16 protein-coding genes, 1 pseudogene and 1 riboswitch are annotated in these 16,211 nt (G+C 68.6%); of the genes and pseudogenes, 11 read left to right on the top strand and 6 right to left on the bottom strand.

All coding sequences use genetic code 11. The features are described 5' to 3' along the window. Window positions 1–17: 17 nt before the first annotated feature. Window positions 18–2,003: a monovalent cation:proton antiporter family protein gene (locus GXN78_RS12695; protein WP_106559585.1), complete on the bottom strand. Its 1,986-nt coding sequence runs from the start codon at window positions 2,001–2,003 to the stop codon at window positions 18–20. A 67-nt stretch (window positions 2,004–2,070) separates the two neighbouring features. On the opposite strand from GXN78_RS12695, the gene GXN78_RS12690 reads away from it, so the two are divergent. The 4 genes from GXN78_RS12690 to GXN78_RS12675 are packed head-to-tail and all read left to right on the top strand — an operon-like array spanning window position 2,071 to window position 5,028. Beyond that, window positions 2,071–3,072 carry a KpsF/GutQ family sugar-phosphate isomerase gene (locus GXN78_RS12690; RefSeq protein ID WP_106559586.1) on the top strand — a complete coding sequence of 334 codons (1,002 nt, stop codon included), beginning with the start codon at window positions 2,071–2,073 and terminating at the stop codon, window positions 3,070–3,072. Further along, the gene (locus GXN78_RS12685; RefSeq protein ID WP_106559587.1) at window positions 3,072–3,620 is read left to right on the top strand and encodes an HAD hydrolase family protein; all 549 of its coding nucleotides are present in this window, start codon (window positions 3,072–3,074) and stop codon (window positions 3,618–3,620) included. Before GXN78_RS12690 ends, GXN78_RS12685 begins: the two co-directional genes overlap by 1 nt. Beyond that, the gene (gene lptC / locus GXN78_RS12680) at window positions 3,617–4,258 is read left to right on the top strand and encodes an LPS export ABC transporter periplasmic protein LptC (RefSeq protein WP_106559588.1); all 642 of its coding nucleotides are present in this window, start codon (window positions 3,617–3,619) and stop codon (window positions 4,256–4,258) included. Before GXN78_RS12685 ends, lptC begins: the two co-directional genes overlap by 4 nt. Continuing rightward, window positions 4,255–5,028 carry an SDR family oxidoreductase gene (locus GXN78_RS12675; RefSeq protein ID WP_106559589.1) on the top strand — a complete coding sequence of 258 codons (774 nt, stop codon included), beginning with the start codon at window positions 4,255–4,257 and terminating at the stop codon, window positions 5,026–5,028. The genes lptC and GXN78_RS12675 overlap by 4 nt, the downstream gene beginning before the upstream one ends. A gap of 84 nt (window positions 5,029–5,112) precedes the next feature. Here the strand turns inward: GXN78_RS12675 and GXN78_RS41925 are convergent. Further along, window positions 5,113–5,647 (bottom strand): annotated as a pseudogene (locus GXN78_RS41925) (RNA-binding protein). Window positions 5,648–5,900: 253 nt separating this feature from the next. Then, a riboswitch (yybP-ykoY riboswitch) is annotated at window positions 5,901–6,082 on the top strand. Window positions 6,083–6,089: 7 nt separating this feature from the next. Between GXN78_RS41925 and GXN78_RS12665 the strand changes: the two are divergent. From GXN78_RS12665 to GXN78_RS12645, 5 genes are all read left to right on the top strand, one after another. Continuing rightward, on the top strand, window positions 6,090–6,656 hold the full coding sequence (locus GXN78_RS12665) for a TMEM165/GDT1 family protein (RefSeq protein WP_106559591.1): 567 nt from the start codon (window positions 6,090–6,092) through the stop codon (window positions 6,654–6,656). A 117-nt stretch (window positions 6,657–6,773) separates the two neighbouring features. Further along, entirely contained in the window at window positions 6,774–7,928 is a 1,155-nt protein-coding gene (locus GXN78_RS12660; protein ID WP_106559592.1) for a homoserine O-acetyltransferase, read from the top strand. A 58-nt stretch (window positions 7,929–7,986) separates the two neighbouring features. Next, window positions 7,987–8,574, top strand: coding sequence for a methionine biosynthesis protein MetW (metW, locus tag GXN78_RS12655; protein WP_106559593.1), 588 nt, complete (start codon window positions 7,987–7,989; stop codon window positions 8,572–8,574). 34 nt (window positions 8,575–8,608) lie between these two features. Continuing rightward, a complete protein-coding gene (locus tag GXN78_RS12650; RefSeq protein WP_106559594.1) occupies window positions 8,609–9,196 on the top strand; it encodes a YigZ family protein in 588 nt (195 codons plus the stop codon). Between the two features lie 134 nt (window positions 9,197–9,330). Beyond that, complete coding sequence (locus GXN78_RS12645) at window positions 9,331–9,858, top strand: polymer-forming cytoskeletal protein (protein ID WP_106559595.1); 528 nt, start codon at window positions 9,331–9,333, stop codon at window positions 9,856–9,858. Window positions 9,859–9,880: 22 nt separating this feature from the next. Here GXN78_RS12645 and GXN78_RS12640 read toward each other — a convergent pair whose 3' ends face one another. Then, on the bottom strand, window positions 9,881–10,672 hold the full coding sequence (locus GXN78_RS12640; protein ID WP_106559620.1) for a DUF72 domain-containing protein: 792 nt from the start codon (window positions 10,670–10,672) through the stop codon (window positions 9,881–9,883). 139 nt (window positions 10,673–10,811) lie between these two features. Between GXN78_RS12640 and GXN78_RS12635 the strand changes: the two genes are divergently transcribed. Both GXN78_RS12635 and GXN78_RS12630 read left to right on the top strand, forming a co-directional pair. Further along, complete coding sequence (locus GXN78_RS12635) at window positions 10,812–12,305, top strand: M20 family metallopeptidase (protein WP_106559596.1); 1,494 nt, start codon at window positions 10,812–10,814, stop codon at window positions 12,303–12,305. A 17-nt stretch (window positions 12,306–12,322) separates the two neighbouring features. After that, a complete protein-coding gene (locus GXN78_RS12630) occupies window positions 12,323–13,159 on the top strand; it encodes an alpha/beta hydrolase (protein ID WP_239142687.1) in 837 nt (278 codons plus the stop codon). Here the strand turns inward: GXN78_RS12630 and GXN78_RS12625 are convergent. Genes GXN78_RS12625 through GXN78_RS12615 form a run of 3 tightly spaced genes read right to left on the bottom strand, consistent with a single transcriptional unit; the run spans window position 13,156 to window position 16,188 of the window. Continuing rightward, window positions 13,156–14,331, bottom strand: a complete 1,176-nt coding sequence (locus GXN78_RS12625; protein ID WP_106559597.1) for an MFS transporter — start codon at window positions 14,329–14,331, stop codon at window positions 13,156–13,158. The genes GXN78_RS12630 and GXN78_RS12625 overlap by 4 nt on opposite strands. A 10-nt stretch (window positions 14,332–14,341) precedes the next feature. Continuing rightward, window positions 14,342–14,794, bottom strand: a complete 453-nt coding sequence (locus tag GXN78_RS12620) for a YidB family protein (protein WP_106559598.1) — start codon at window positions 14,792–14,794, stop codon at window positions 14,342–14,344. A 32-nt stretch (window positions 14,795–14,826) separates the two neighbouring features. After that, window positions 14,827–16,188: a M20/M25/M40 family metallo-hydrolase gene (locus tag GXN78_RS12615; RefSeq protein WP_106559599.1), complete on the bottom strand. Its 1,362-nt coding sequence runs from the start codon at window positions 16,186–16,188 to the stop codon at window positions 14,827–14,829. Between the last annotated feature and the right edge of the window lie 23 nt (window positions 16,189–16,211).

The raw sequence follows: 16,211 nt of genomic DNA, 5'->3' as shown, positions 1-16,211 counted from the left end.
CCCCGTTGCGCGGGGGCTCAGCCCTTGTGCAGCAACTCGATGGCGATGGCGAGCGCGCCGGGCTTGCCCGAGAGGACCAGCGTGTCCCCGTCCGCCAGCACCACGTCGTCGCTCACCGCCGCGGCCTTGCCGTTGTGCCGGCGCAGGCCGGCCACCCGCACGCCCACGGCCTCCAGCGCCCGCTGGTCCAGCGGCCGGCCCACCGCCTGCGCGTCGGCCGTGAGCGTGTAGCTGTTGAGCCGCTCGTGGTCGAGCTCGTCGGCGTTGTCGTCGTCGGCGCCGTGGAAGTAGCCGCGCAGCAGGTTGTAGCGGGCATCCCGTTGGTCCTGCACCACGCGGATCACGCGCCGCATCGGCACGCCGACCAGCGCCAGGGCGTGGCTGGCGAGCATGAGAGAGCCCTCGATCGCCTCCGGCACCACCTCGGTCGCACCGGCGGCCTGCAGCTTCTCCAGCTCGCGGTCGTCCTTGGTGCGCACGATCACCGGCACTTGCGGCGCATGCGCCCGCGTGTTGGCCAGCACCTTGAGTGCGCCGGGAGTGTCGAGGTAGGTCACGACCACCGCGCTGGCACGCGCCAAGCCGGCCGCCATCAGCGCCTGCAGCCGCGCCGCGTCACCGAACACCACCGAGTCGCCGGCCGCGGCCGCCTGGTGCACGCGGTCGGGGTCCAGGTCCAGCGCCAGGTAGGGGATGCCCTCGCGCTCGAGCATGCGCGCCAGGTTCTGCCCGCAGCGTCCGTAGCCGCAGATGATCACGTGTTGGGCCGTGTTGATGGTCTTGCGCGCAATCGAGGTCATCTGCAGCGACTGCTGCAGCCAGTCGCTGGCCACCAGCTTGCGCACGATGCGGTTGCTGTACAGGACGATGAAGGGCGTCGCCAGCATCGATAGCACCATCGAAGCCAGTACCGGGTTCGCGAGCCAGGCCGGCAGCAGATCCCGCCCCTGCGCGAGACTCAGCAGCACGAAACCGAACTCCCCCGCCTGCGCCAGGTACAGCCCGGTGCGCAGCGACACACCGGCCGTCGCCCCCAGCAATCGCGCCAGCAGTGTGACCAGCACCAGCTTGAAAGCCAGCGGCAGCAGCAGCAGGACGCCGACCAGCGCCCAGCGCTCGACCACGATGTGCCAGTCGAGCGACATCCCGATGGAGATGAAGAACAACCCCAGCAGCAGGTCGTGGAAGGGCCGGATGTCGGTCTCCACCTGATGCTTGAACTCGGTCTCCGAGACCAGCATGCCGGCCACGAAGGCCCCGAGCGCCAGGCTCAGCCCCGCGAGCTCCGTCAGCCAGGCCAGGCCCAGCGTGACCAGCAGCAGGTTGAGCATGAAGAGCTCCTCGCTGCGCCGTCGCGCAACCAGCGTCAGCCACCAGCGCATCACCCGCGGCCCGCCGTAGAGCAACACCCCCACCAGGAAGCTGGCCTTCAGCCACGCGATGGCTAGCGCCTTCAGCATGGCCTCCGGGGGTGCGCCCAGCGCCGGGATCAGCACCAGCAAGGGCACCACGGCCAAGTCCTGGAACAGCAGCACGCCCATCACGCGCTTGCCGTGCTCGCTCTCGAGCTCCAGCCGTTCGGCCATCAACTTCACCACGATCGCCGTGCTGCTCATGGTGAGCGCGCCCGAGAGCGCCAGCGCCGTCTGCCACCCCAGCTGCCAGTCGGGCGGCAGCCACGAGGCCAGCAGCAGCCCGCCCAGGGTCGCGATCGCCATGGTTAGCATGACCTGCAGCAGCCCCAGACCGAACACATGCTTGCGCATTGCGCGCAGTTTGGGCAGGCTGAACTCCAGCCCGATCACGAACATCAGGAAGACGACGCCGAACTCGCCCAGGTGCCGGATGCCCTCCGCGTCCTGGGCCAGAGCCAGCGCATGGGGCCCGATGAGCACACCCGCCCCCAGGTAGCCCAGCATCGGCGGCAGGCGCAGGAAGCGGCAGGCGACCACGCCGACCACTGCCGCGAGCAGGTACATCAGCGTGAGATCGAAGGAGGACATGGGCCGATGCTACTGAATGGAACCCCCATTCGCGGGCGAGATCATGCCCGGCCGATAAAATCCCGCGATGCGCTCCAGCCCCGACCCGGCCCTTCAGGCCTCCTCCGACGCGATGCTCGCGCGGGCCCGCACCACTTTCGACATCGAGGCCGAGGCCGTGCTCGGCCTCAAGCAGCGCATTGGCGCGAGCTTCGTGGAGGCCGTGCAGAAGATCCTGGAAGTGCGCGGCCGCGTGGTTGTCATGGGCATGGGCAAGAGCGGCCATGTGGGCCGCAAGATCGCCGCCACGCTGGCCTCCACCGGCACGCCTGCGATGTTCGTGCACCCGGCCGAGGCCAGCCATGGCGATCTCGGCATGATCAAGCCGGTCGACCTGGTGCTCGCCATCTCCAACAGCGGCGAGGTCGACGAGCTCACGGTGATCCTGCCGGTCGTCAAGCGGCAGGGCGTGCCGCTGATCGCGATCACCGGCCGCACCGACTCCACGCTCGCCCGCCATGCCGACATCGTGCTCGACGGCGGCGTCGAGAAAGAGGCCTGCCCGCTCAACCTCGCGCCCACCGCCAGCACCACCGCGCAGATGGCCATGGGCGACGCCCTGGCGGTCGCGCTGCTCGATGCGCGCGGCTTCGGCACCGAGGATTTCGCGCGCTCGCATCCCGGCGGCGCCCTGGGCCGCAAGCTGCTCACCCATGTCAGCGACGTCATGCGTTCCGGCGACGCCGTGCCGCGGGTGGGACCCGATGCCAGCTTCAGCGAGCTGATGCGGGAGATGAGCTCCAAAGGCCTGGGCGCCACCGCGATCGTCGATCGCGAGGGCCGCGCGATCGGCATCTTCACCGACGGCGATCTGCGCCGCCAGATCGAGACCGGTGCGGACCTGCGCGCCCTGACCGCGGCCGACGTGATGCACCCCGGCCCGCGCACGCTGCGCGCCGATGCGCTGGCGGCGGAGGCGGCCGAGCTGATGGAGCAGCACAGGATCACCAGCGTGCTGGTGGTCGATGCGGCGGGCGTGCTGATCGGCGCGCTCACCATCAACGACCTGATGCGCGCGAAAGTCATCTGATGGCGCTCCCATTCACGGCGGAGACCTTGCTCGCCGCGCAGGACATCCGTGTCGCCTTCTTCGACGTCGACGGCGTGCTGACGGATGGCGGCATCTATTTCAGCGAGCACGGCGAAACGCTCAAGCGTTTCAGCATCCTCGACGGCTACGGCCTCAAGCTGCTGCGCCTGGCCGGAATCACGCCGGCGGTGATCACGGGGCGCGACTCCAAGCCGCTGCGCCTGCGCCTGCAGGCCCTGGGCATCGAGCATGTGCGCTACGGCACCGAGGACAAGCTGCCGGCCGCGCAGGCCATGCTCGCGCTGCTCGGCTTCGAATGGACACAAGCCGCCGCCATCGGTGACGACTGGCCGGACCTGCCGGTGCTCACGCGCGTCGCCTTCGCCGCCGCGCCCGCAAATGCGCATGCCGAGGTACGCGCGGTCGCGCATCATGTGACCTCCGCGCGCGGCGGAGAGGGCGCGGCGCGCGAATTCTGCGATCTCCTGCTCACGGCCGGCGGCCACTACCGCCGGCTGCTGGACATTGCGCGAGGCCCCGCCGCATGAGGGCAAAGGCGGCCTGGAACGCGCTGCGCGACGCCTTCGACCGGGTCACGATCTACCTGCCGATCATCCTGACGGCGGTGCTCGCACTGGGCACCTACTGGCTGGTGCGCAATGCTCCGAAGCTGCTCGAGCCGGTGCCCAAGGAAGCACCCAAGCACGAGCCCGACTACTTCATGCGCGACTTCGTGATCAAGAACTTCCTGCCCAGCGGCGAGCTGCGCAGCGAGCTGTTCGGCACCGAGGGCCGGCACTATCCGGACACCGACACGATGGAGGTGGACCAGGTGCGCCTGCGCTCCGTGTCGCCGGAAGGCCTGACCACGCGCGCCACCGCCAAGCGCGGCTTGTCGAATGCCGACGGCAGCGAGGTCCAGCTCTTCGGCAACGCGATCGTGGTGCGCGAAGCGGCCACCACGGCGGACGGCAAGTTGATGCCTCGGCTGGAGTTCCGCGGCGAGTTCCTGCATGCCTTTCTCGACACCGAGCGGGTCAAGTCGCACAAGCCCGTCACCCTGATTCGCGGCTCGGACCAGTTCACCGCCGATTCGATGGACTACGACAACCTCTCGGGCGTGGCCAATCTGCACGGCCGCGTGCGGGGGATGCTGATGCCGTCCACGCCTGGGACCAAGCGTTGAAGCCGCTGGCCTTCGTCACCGGCGCATCGAGCGGCATCGGCCAGGCGCTGGCGGCGCGCTTCCACGAGGCAGGCTACCGGCTCGCGCTGGCGGCGCGGCGGACCGCCGAGATCGAGGCCTGGGCCGCCTCCCGCGGCATCGGCGCCGGCGATGTCCAGGTCTATGGCGCCGACGTGGCGCAGATCGACAGCATCGTGGGGGCGGGCGCCGCCTGCATCGAGCGCCAGGGAGTTCCGGACGTGGTCATTGCGAACGCCGGCATCAGCGTGGGCATCGACACCGAAGAACGCGGCGATCTCGACGTGCTGGCCGAGACGCTGGCCATCAACAACGTAGGCCTGGCCGCCACCTTCCATCCTTTTGTCGCCGCGATGCGCGCGCGGGGCAGAGGGCGGCTGGTGGGCATCGCGAGCGTCGCGGCCATCCGGGGCCTGCCCGGCCATGGCGCCTACTGCGCCAGCAAGGCCGGCGTGGTGGCTTATTGCGAGAGCCTGCGCGGCGAGCTGCGCGCCAGCGGCGTCAAGGTGGTCACGCTGTTGCCCGGCTACGTCGATACGCCGCTCACCCGGGGCAACCGCTACGGCATGCCCTTCCTGTTGCAGCCCGAGGCGTTTGCCGATCGCGCCTTTCGCGCGATCGAGGCCGGCGCCAGCTACCGCGTGATTCCCTGGCAGATGGGCGTGGTGGCCAAGCTCATGCGGGCGTTGCCCAATGACTTGTTCGATATCGCGGTCCAGGGCCGCGGGCGAAAGCAACGGCGCAACGGATAAGTCCCGGCGCCGGTGACGAGTGGGCCGCGCCCTCAACGAAAAAAGGCTCCCTCGGGAGCCTTTTCAGTCTGTGCAGGGTGCGAATCAGTAGCCGCTGTTGCCGCCGCCACCGCCATAGCCACCGCCGCCACCACCACCACTGCGGCCGCCGCCGCGCGGGCCGGCGCCGTAGGGGCTGCGGAAACCGCCGTCGCCACCGCCACCCGCCGCCGCCGTAGCCGCCACCACCACTCCGGCCACCGCCGCCGTAGCCGCCACCGCCGCTGCGACCGCCGCCGCCACCACCGCCGTAGCCGCCACCACCACCGCCGCCGCAGCCACCGCCGCCACCACCACTGTAACCGCCGCTACGCGGTGGGCGCGCTTCCATGGGGCGCGCTTCGTTCACGACGACGCTGCGACCACCCATGTCCTGGCCGTTCATGCCCTTGATGGCCGCTTGCGCTTCCGCGTCGCTGCCCATTTCAACGAATCCGAAACCCTTGGAACGTGGCGGGCTGGAGTCGCGCTCCATCATGACCTTGGCGCTCGTCACCGTGCCGAACTGGCTGAATGCGTGCTCAAGATCACCGTCGCGTGCCGAATAGGGCAGGTTGCCGACGTACAGTTTGTTGCCCATGAAGGGACTCCTAATAAACACAAAGAAAAAGCGATGGAGTCCCGGGAGCACCACCCACGAAAAGCCGCTGGGCCGCGCGAAACTGACCGATCACCGAATCGCCCCTCCTGTCGAAAACTCAAGTGAGAGGCTCGTGCATTATGGGTGAAATGATTCGCACGCAAGTAGGAATTTGCCCGCAATGGCGCCCTCGCGAAAAATAAATGGGAAGTTTGCGCCTGCTCACAAAGCGGAGCTTGCGCATGGCTAGAATCGCCCGGTCATTGGGGAGTAGCCGCCTTCCATTGCGAGAAGGGTGTGCGTCAACAGACTTGCCCGGCCTTTGTGCCGGACATGGCGCAGACAGTGTTCCACCTGGCGAGACCTTTGACCGTGCAGCTTCGGATGTGGCCGAAGGTGTTGCACGGTCAATTGCGTCCTTCGGCCCAGGAGTCCCTTTTTCATGGAAGCTTTTCTCGTTGCGACCGGCGTGGTCGCGCTCGCCGAAATGGGCGACAAGACCCAGCTGCTCTCGCTGGTCCTCGCCGCGCGCTTTCGCAGGCCCTGGCCGATCGCGCTGGGCATCTTCGCGGCCACGGTCGTCAACCATGCGCTGGCGGGCGCGGTGGGCAACTGGGTCACCCACGCGCTGGGCCCCGATGTGTTGCGTTGGATCCTGGGCGGCTCCTTCATCGCGATGGCGCTGTGGATGCTGATTCCCGACAAGCTCGATGACGACCAGCTCCCGAAGACCTCGCGCTTCGGCGTCTTCGGCACCACGCTGATCGCCTTCTTTCTCGCCGAGATGGGCGACAAGACGCAGATCGCCACCGTCATGCTCGCCGCGCGCTACGTCGATGCCTATGCCTGGGTCGTGCTCGGCACCACGCTGGGCATGATGGTGGCCAACGCGCCGGTGGTGTGGCTGGGCGAGCGCATCGTGAAGCGCGTGCCCATCAAGCTGGTGCACGGCGTCTCCGCCGCCCTCTTCCTGCTGCTCGGCGCCGGCGCGTTGATCGGCTGGGGTTGAGCGGCATATACTCACCGGACGCGCCGATTTGCTCCAGCTTGCGGGCGCTTAACAAATGCTGCTAAAGACGGATGCCCGACCCGGCTCGTTTTTGGCGAGGCCGGGTTTTTCTTTTCCATGTCGCTGCTCGTCTCTTCGCAATCCATGTCCTTCGCGGGTCCGCTGCCGCTCAGCAGCGGCGCGACGATCTCCGACTACAGCCTGGCCTACGAGACCTACGGCACGCTCAACGCGCAGCGCAGCAACGCCGTGCTGGTCTGTCATGCGCTGAACGCCTCGCACCACGTGGCCGGCGTGTATGCGGGCCAGGAGAAGTCCGAGGGCTGGTGGGACAACATGATCGGCCCGGGCAAGCCGGTCGACACCGACCGCTTCTTCGTGATCGGCATCAACAACCTGGGCTCCTGCTTCGGCTCCACCGGCCCGATGCACGCCAATCCGGCGACCGGGCACATCTACGGCGCCGACTTTCCGGTGGTCACCGTCGAGGACTGGGTCCGCGCGCAGGCCGCCCTGCTCGACGCGCTCGGCATCGAGACGCTGGCCGCGGTGATGGGCGGCAGCCTGGGCGGCATGCAGGCGCTGTCGTGGACCCTGCAGTATCCGCAGCGCGTGCGCCATGCGGTCGTGATCGCCAGCGCACCCAGCCTGACGGCGCAGAACATCGCCTTCAACGAGGTGGCCCGCCGCGCCATCGTGACCGACCCCGACTTCAACGGCGGCCACTTCTACGAGCATGGCGTGATCCCCAAGCGCGGCCTGCGCATCGCCCGCATGATCGGCCACATCACCTACCAGAGCGACGACCTGATGAACGAGAAGTTCGGCCGCGCGTTGCGCAGCGCCGTCGAGGGCGATGTGGCCGGCACGGACTTCCTCTACTCGACCCAGGAGGTCGAGTTCCAGATCGAGAGCTACCTGCGCTACAACGGCGACAAGTTCAGCGAGTACTTCGACGCCAACACCTACCTGCTGATCACGCGCGCGCTCGACTACTTCGACCCCGCGCGCGCGCACGGCGGCGACCTGCGCGCTGCGCTGGCGCCGGCCACCGCCCGCTTCCTGCTCGTGAGCTTCACCACCGACTGGCGCTTCGCGCCGGCGCGCAGTCGCGAGATCGTGAAGGCGCTGCTCGACAACCGCCGCAACGTGAGCTATGCGGAGATCGACGCACCGCACGGGCACGACGCCTTCCTGCTCGACGACGTGCGCTACATGAGCGTCGTGCGCTCGTACTTCGAGCACATCGCGAAAGAGGAGCCTCTTCAATGAGCGCCGCCCGGCCGCCCGAAGGCGCTCGCACCGCAGCGCGCAGCGCGGAGGTTGCCTGATGAGCGATGTGCACACTCAGCGCCTGATCGCGCGCCTCGTGCCCGAGGGCTCGCGCGTGCTCGACCTCGGCTGCGGCGACGGCGCCCTGCTCGACCTGTTGCAGCGCGAGCGCGGCTGCAGCGGCTACGGTGTCGAGATCGCCGATGGCAACGTGCTGCAATGCATCCGTCACGGCGTCGACGTGATCCAGCTCAACCTCGACGAAGGCCTGGCGATGTTCGACGATGCCTCCTTCGACGTCGTGCTGCAGATCGACACGCTGCAGCATCTCCGCAATGCCGAGGTGATGCTGCGCGAAACGGCGCGCGTCGGCCGCATCGGCATCGTCGCGTTCCCCAACTTCGCGCACTGGCCGAACCGCATCAGCATCGCGCGCGGCCGCATGCCCGTGACGCGGCGCCTTCCCTATCAGTGGTACGACACGCCCAACATCCGCGTCGGCACCTTCAAGGACTTCGAAGTGCTCGCGCGCAAGAACCGCCTGCGCGTGCTCGACGCCTTCGGCCTGCAGGAAGGCACCGAGGTGCGCTGGCTGCCGAACGCGCGTGCCGGCACAGCAGTCTTCAAGTTCGAGCGCGAGCGCTGAAGCAGCCGAGCCTTCGGCCCCGCGCCGGGAACCAATGGCCTTCACCCTCGCCGCGCCGCTGCACAGCGAACTCCTGATCAAGAAGAGCCGCTTCATCGGTTGCGTGCAGCCGGTGGCCGATCGCGCGGCCGCGCAGGCCATCGTCGATGCACTGCGCAGCGCGCACCCCGGCGCGGCCCATGTGTGCTGGGCGCTGATGGCCGGTGGGCAATCGGCCGCCAACGACGATGGAGAACCCGGCGGCACCGCCGGGCGCCCCATGCTGGAAGTGCTGCGGCACCACGCGCTCGAAGGCGTGCTCGCGACCGTCGTGCGCTACTTCGGTGGCGTCAAGCTCGGTGCCGGCGGACTGGTACGCGCGTACACCGACAGCATTGCGCAGGCGCTGCTCGGCGCAACGCTGGTACCGCTGGTGAAGCACTGTTGGCTGCAATGCGCCGTCCCTTACGCGCTCGAGGGCGTGGTGCGCCGCGAGATGGCGACGGCGGGCGCCACGCTGCGCGAAGTGCGCCATGAAAGCCTCGTGCATTTCGCTCTCAGCTTGCCCGAGACCGCGGTCGCCGGCTTCATCGCAACGATCGACGATGCCGCCCAAGGGCGCGCGGTGTGGCAGACTGCGTGAGCCGACGCCGCGAGACGCAGACGAAAGTTCCCAGGCACTGCCATTCGAGACGTATTCAGTTACGCTTCTTGCGCAATGAAGTGCAGCGAGCTCGGAGCGTCTTCTTACGATGACCCCTTTTGAGGAGCTTCCCATTGGCCACACAGTCCCCCTTCTTCGGCAAGCGTGAACGCGAAGCCGAACCCCTTGCCTCTCGTCCCGCGCCACTGATGGGTTCCGGCACCAACCTTTCGGGTTCTCCCGTGACCCCGACCAACCTGTCGGCGCAGTCGACGGCGAGCGCGGCGGCCAAGGAAGGCGGCAGCAAGCTCACCGTCGGCCCCAACATCAAGCTCAAGGGCGTCGAGATCACCGATTGCGACACGCTCGTGGTCGAAGGCCTGGTCGAGGCGACCATGGACTCGCGCGTGATGCAGATCGCCGAACAAGGCGCCTTCAAGGGCTCGGCCGAAATCGACATCGCCGAAATCCGCGGCCTGTTCGACGGCAACCTGACAGTGCGCGAAAAGCTTGTCATCCATTCCACCGGCAAAGTCACCGGCAAAATCCGCTACGGCAAGATCGTGGTCGAGGAAGGTGGCCAGCTCTCCGGCGAGATCAGCTTCGGTGCCGCCGCTGGCAGCAGCAGCCCCAGCAAGCCGGCGCTGCAAGCCGCAGCCTGAGCCGCGGCGCCTCTCGCGCCGCTCAATCGAGGCGCTGAATCAAGGCACCGGCAGCCGCCGGTGCCTTTTCTTTTGCGCCGTTGATGAAGTAGATGAAGACGTCGCGCGCGCTCTTCGTGCCCTTGCCGCCCTCCTCGACATAGGGCAGCGCCTCCGGCAGTCCGCCGCCGGCCCAGGTCTTCGCCGCCTCGGCCCAGGCATCGAGCGCCTTGGGCGCATACCCGGTTTTCTGCCCGGCGTCGCTCATCATCAGCCGCGCATAGACGAAGTCGCTCGTGAGATCGGCAAAGGACGGGAACTTGTCCGCGTCGGTGAAGACCGTCGCCGCCTGGTACTTGCGCGCCAGCGCCAGGTAGGCCGGCGCCATGAAGCTCGGATGCCGCACATCCATCACGTGGCGCAGCGCACGGCTGCCCTCCTTCTTCGGCAGCAGCGCGAGAAAGGCCTCGAAGTCCTCGGGATCGAAGGCCTTGGTCGGCAAGAACTGCCAGACGATCGGGCCCAGCTTGTCGCCCAGTTCCGTGATGCCGCTTTCGACGAAGCGCGAGACCGACTCGCCCGCGGCCGACAGCTGCTTGCGGTTGGTCGCGAAGCGCGAGGCCTTGAGCGAGAAGACGAAGTCCTCCGGCGTCTCGTCGTGCCACTTCTTGAAGGTCGGCGGCTTGAAGCTGCTGTAGTAGGTGCCGTTGACCTCGATGGCCGTGAGCTGCCGGCTCGCGTAGTGCAGCTCCTGGCTGTGCGGCAGGCCCTCGGGATAAAAGTTCTTGCGCCAGGGCTCGTAGGTCCAGCCGCCGATGCCGACGCGAACGTGCATGCTGTTGCTGCTCAAAATCTGCCTCCGATCGGGTTGCCACTTCGAAGCCGGCAGAGATTAGCCCAAAGCCCTGCGGGCCGCGCGGCATGCGCCCATAATTCGCGAGATCCTCGCCCAGACCCACCACGCGGAGAACCCCATGAACGCTCCCCTGCACCGCGAAATGCCTTCGGGCCTGCTCGATGCCGAGCGCGCCCTGTCCGACGTCTCGACGAAATGGGACCAGGACATCGTCCGCCAGCTCACCGAGTACATCGCCATCCCGGCCAAGTCGCCCGGCTTCGACAAGGACTGGGTGCAGAACGGCTATCTCGACACCGTGATGCGCAATGCCGCCGCCTGGGTCGAGGCACAGAAGGTCGAGGGCCTGAAGCTCGAGATCGTGCGGCTCGAAGGGCGCACGCCGGTGCTCTTCTTCGAGGTGCCGGCCACCGGCACCGACATGAGCGAGACCGCGCTGATGTACGGCCACCTGGACAAGCAGCCCGAGTTCACCGGCTGGCGCAGCGACCTCGGCCCGTGGACCCCCAAGTATGAAGACGGCCTGCTCTACGGCCGCGGCGGCGCGGATGATGGCTACGCGGTCTACGCGAGCGTCGCGGCGCTGCAGGCGCTCAAGGCGCAGGGCGCGGCCCATCCGCGCGTGGTCGGCCTGATCGAGACCTGCGAGGAGTCCGGCTCCTATGACCTGCTGCCCTACATCGACGCGCTGCGGCCGCGCCTTGGCGAGGTGGGCCTGGTGATCTGCCTCGACTCGGGCGCCGGCAACTACGACCAGCTGTGGCTCACCACCTCGCTGCGCGGCATGGCGAGCGGGACGCTGAAGGTCGAGATCCTGACCGAGGGCGTGCACTCCGGCGACGCCTCGGGCCTGGTGCCCTCGAGCTTCCGCATCATGCGCCAGGTGCTGGACCGCCTCGAGGACAGCAAGACCGGCCGCCTGCTGCCGCAGAGCTTCCACTGCGAGCTGCCGGCCGATCGCCTCGTGCAGGCCAGGGCCACCGCCGAAATCCTGGGCGACGAGGTCTACAAGCGCTTCCCCTGGGCGCACTACGACTGCGGCGGCGCGACCGCCTTCGCGCTGCCGACCACCAGCGATCCGGTGGAGGCGCTGATCAACCGCACCTGGAAGCCCACGCTCTCCGTGACCGGCGCCGAAGGCTTCCCGGCGCTGAAGGACGCGGGCAACGTGCTGCGTCCGTACACCGCGTTCAAGCTCTCGCTGCGCCTGCCGCCGCTGGTCGATGCCGACCGGGCCGTGCAGGAGCTCAAGACGCTGCTCGAAGACAACGCGCCCTACCAGGCCAAGGTCACCTTCGAGAGCAACGGCGGCGCCACCGGCTGGAATGCGCCTTCCACCGCATCCTGGTTCGAGCGTGCGCTCAACGCCGCTTCGCAGGCGCACTTCGGCGCGAGCTGCGGCTACATCGGGCAAGGCGGGACCATTCCGCTCATGAACATGCTGAGCGTCGGCTTCCCGAAGGCGCAGATGATGGTCTGCGGCGTGCTCGGCCCCAAGAGCAATGCGCACGGACCCAACGAGTTCCTGCATGTGCCCTACGCCAAGAAGCTGACCGCGGCCGTGGCCGAGGTCATCGCCGCGCTGCCGGCCGCTCGCGCCGCCGGCGCCTGAAGCCGGCCGCCGCATTCGTGGCGCAAGCGCAGTTGCGCACGCCGGACGGCGAGACGCTGGCCCTGCACGACTGGCCGCTTTCGGCCGATCGCCCCGCCCGGGCCGTCGTCGTGCTGGTGCATGGCATCGGCGAGCATGCGGGTCGTTACGCGCATCTGGCGCAAGGTCTCAACGACTGGGGTTTCGCGGTCCGCGCCGCCGACCACTACGGCCACGGCGCGTCGAGCGGCGCGCGCGGCGGTCTGCCCGGCGTGATGCGATTGGTCGATGACCTCGCGCTGGTGGTCGACGACACGCGCCGCCTGTACCCGGGGCTGCCGCTCGTCGTGCTGGGTCACAGCCTCGGCGGGCTGGTCGCCGCGAGCTTCGTGGCGCGCGCGGTGCGGCCCGTCGATGCGCTGGTGCTCTCGTCGCCCGGACTGGATCCGGGGCTCAGCGCGTTTCAGAAACTGCTGGTCGCCGTGCTGTCACGCGCGGCGCCCACGCTGCGCGTGGGCAACGGCCTCGATGACCGCTATCTCTCCCACGATCCGGCGGTGGTCCAGGGCTACCGCGCGGACCCGCTGTGCCACGACCGTATCGGCGCGCGGCTGGCGCGCTTCCTGGCCGACGAAGGCGCGGTCGTGCAGGCGGCGGCGCCTCGATGGACGGTGCCTACCTTGCTGGTCTACGCCGGCGACGACCGGTTGGTGAAGCCAGCCGGCAGCCGCCGCTTTGCGGAGGCCGCGCCGGCCAAGGTGCTCAGCGCCACCTGCTTCCCGGCGCTCTATCACGAGATCTTCAACGAGCTGGAATCGAAACCCGTCTTCGACACGCTGGCGCGCTGGCTCGATGCCCGCTTCCCGCCGGCCTAAGCCGCCGCCGCCGCCGCGGCACGCCGCTTGCGCGCGAGCCACAACAGTCCTGCGCCGGTCAGCAGCACCGGCACCAGCGAGCCGATGTTCAGCAGCTGCCAACCCTGCGTCGTGACCAGCACGCCGGAGGCGAAGGAGCTGAGCGCCAGCGTCGCGAACACGCAGAAGTTGAGCGCGCCTTGCGCGCGGTCCTTCTCCTCGGCCGTGTACGCCGAGAGCGACAGCGTCGTGCTGCCCGTGAAGAGGAAGTTCCAGCCCAGCCCCAGCAGGAAGAGCGCGACGAGGAACTGGTGCAATTCCACACCCGACAGCGCCACTGCGATGCAGCCCAGGTTGAGCAGCAGGCCCGCGCCCATTACCGGCAGCGCGCCGAAGCGGCGGATCAGGTGGCCGGTGAAGAAGCCCGGCGCGAACATGCCGATCACATGCCATTCGAGCACCAGCGCGACGTCGTCAAAAGGCAGGTTGCAGATCTGCATCGCGATCGGTGTGGCGGCCATCAGCAGGTTCATCACGCCGTAGCTGAGAGCGCCCGCCATCGCAGCGACGATGAACACCGGCTGGCGCACGATCTCGCCCAGCGGGCGCCCGCCGGTTGCCGCATTCCTCGCGGGCGGCGCGGGAAAGTCGATGAAGTGCATCAGGCCCATCGCCAGCAGCGCGACGGCGCCGAGGGCGAGATAGACGCCCGCGAAAGGCACCGCGAACCAGTTGCGCGTGAGGGCCGCGAGGTTCGGGCCCGCCACCGCGCCGATGAGCCCGCCCGCCATCACCAGCGAGACCGCCTTCTCGCGCCACGCCGGCGCGGCCAGTTCGGCGGCAGCGAAGCGGTAGAGCGCGGCGTTCGCGTTGTAGTAGCCGGCCACCACGGTGGCCGCGCACAGCAGCCAGAAGTCTTGCCAGAACGCGGCCTGCGCACACAGCAGCGCCGAGCCCAACGCCACGGCCAGGCCGATCTGGAAGGAGCGGCGCCGCCCGAGGCGCCGCTGCGTGCGTGCCACCAGGCCGGTGGCCAGCGCGCCGCCGACCACATAGCCCATCACCGGCAGCGTGGCCATCCAGCCGCGCGGCGCCAGCGCCAGACCGACCAGGCCGTTGATCGCGATGAAGGCGACGTTGTTGGTCAGGAACAAGCCCTGGCAGACGGCGAGCAGCCAGAGATTGCGGTTCATCGAGAGGAGCTCAACCCTTGTGCAGCAGACTGCTGAGCGAGGACAGCAGCTCGTCCTGGTCGCCCAGGCCCTCGGCCGGCGCCTGGCCCCGGGGCGTGAGCCGGTCGATCAGCATCGGCAGCAGCGTGGCCAGCATCGGCAGCAGGGTGGCGGCGTTGATGCCGAGCTTCTGCGCAAGGCCGGAGACGACGTCGCTGCCCAGCGCGTTCTGCAGCTGGTCGTCGGTGACCGGCTGGTTTTCGCCCTTGCCGATCCACGAGCCGATCACGTCGCCCATGCCGGCCTGTTCGAACTTGGAGACCAGCCCGCCGAGGCCGCCCACCTCGCCGTTGTTGGCGAGCAGGCCGCCGAGCGCGCCGGCGAGGCCGCCGAGCTCACCGAGCCCGCCCAAGCCGCCGCCCTGGGGTTGCTGTGGCTGCGCGCCGCCGAGCACTTGTCCGAGTACCGAATCGAGCAATCCCATGATGGACTCCTGAAGTGAATGAGGGGGAAGGGCTAGGGCTGCGGGCGCGGCGGGCGCTTGGGCAGCAAGGGCTCGCTCACGCCCTGCACGCCGACCAGCCCGAGCACGGTCGCGAGGGCATTCTGCGCGCCTTTCCAGCCGTCTGTCACTTCGATCCATTCGGAGAGCGCGTGGAAGCCGCCGGTCTTGCCGCCGCCGCCGATGATGATGGCCGGGATGCCCAGCGACATCGGCACATTGGCGTCGGTGCTGGCGCCGCTCAGCAGGGTCTTGTGCCCGAAGGCGCTGTTGGAGCGCACGGCGGCCTCGACGATCACCGAGTCCGAGGGCGTGCGCCCGCCCGGCCGGTCGCCGATCAGCTTGTTGCTGACGCTGAGCGTGTTGACGTTCCAACGCTTGTTCTCCTCCGCCACCGCCTCGTCGATCGCGGCCAGCACCTTCTTCTCGGTCTCGAGCAGCGCGCCCATCTCGTCGGAACGGATGTCCACCGCCATGCGCGCATCGGGCGCGATGGTGTTGACCGAGGTGCCGCCGCCGACCGTGCCCACGGTGAAGGTGGTCTTGGGAAAGCTGGGCGTCTTGATCTCGGCGATCTTGGCGATCGCGCGCCCCATGCCGTGGATCGCGCTGGGCACCTGGCCGAAGGCCCCGTAGCTGTGGCCACCCGGGCTCTTGAAGCTCACCTCGTAGCGATGGCTCGCGGTGCCCAGCACCAGCACCGTGCCGTCGGGCGCCGGCTCCACGCCCACCATGCCGTCGATGTCGACGTGCTCGCGGAAGAGGGCCTTCATGCCGCGCAGGTTGCCCAGTTCCTCCTCGCCCACGTTGCCCACGAACAGCAGGTCGCCGACGGTCTGGATCTTGTTGTCGTTGAGCACCTTGAGCCAGGACAGCAGCACAGCGAGGCCGCGTGTGTCGTCCGAGATGCCGGGCGCGTACAGCTTGCCGTCGCGCTCCTTCACCTTGACGTCGGTGCCGGCGGGGAAGACCGTGTCGAGATGGGCCGAGATCAGCAGCTTGGGCCCTTTGCCCGTGCCGTTGCGCAGGCCCACCACGTTGCCTTCGGCATCGATGCGGGCGTCGCTGAGGCCCAGCGCCTTCATGCGTGCGAGGAAGGCCTCGGCGCGCTTCTGCTCCTTGAAGGGCGGTGCCTCGATCTCGGTGAGCATCTTGAGGTCTTCGACCGAGCGCTCGTGATCCGCTTTCACCGCGTCGAGCAGTTGCTTCATGGCGGGCGCGGCCAGCAGCTGCGTGTAGGCCTGGTCGACCGCCGGCCGCACCTGGGTCGGCGTCGGCGCCACGGCCGTGCCCTGGGCATGGGCGGCACCGGCGGTGCACAGCATGGCGAGCAGGAGGGGCGCGAGGCGCAACGAAGAGGGCAGGAGCGACGGCATGTATGGGCGGGTAGGAGTGGAAG

Origin of the sequence: Variovorax sp. WS11 (assembly GCF_010499245.1) — a bacterium.
Classification (GTDB): Bacteria; Pseudomonadota; Gammaproteobacteria; order Burkholderiales; family Burkholderiaceae_C; genus Variovorax.
Note: the sequence above shows the minus strand (reverse complement) of the source record. Positions and strands in the feature narration are given on the sequence as shown.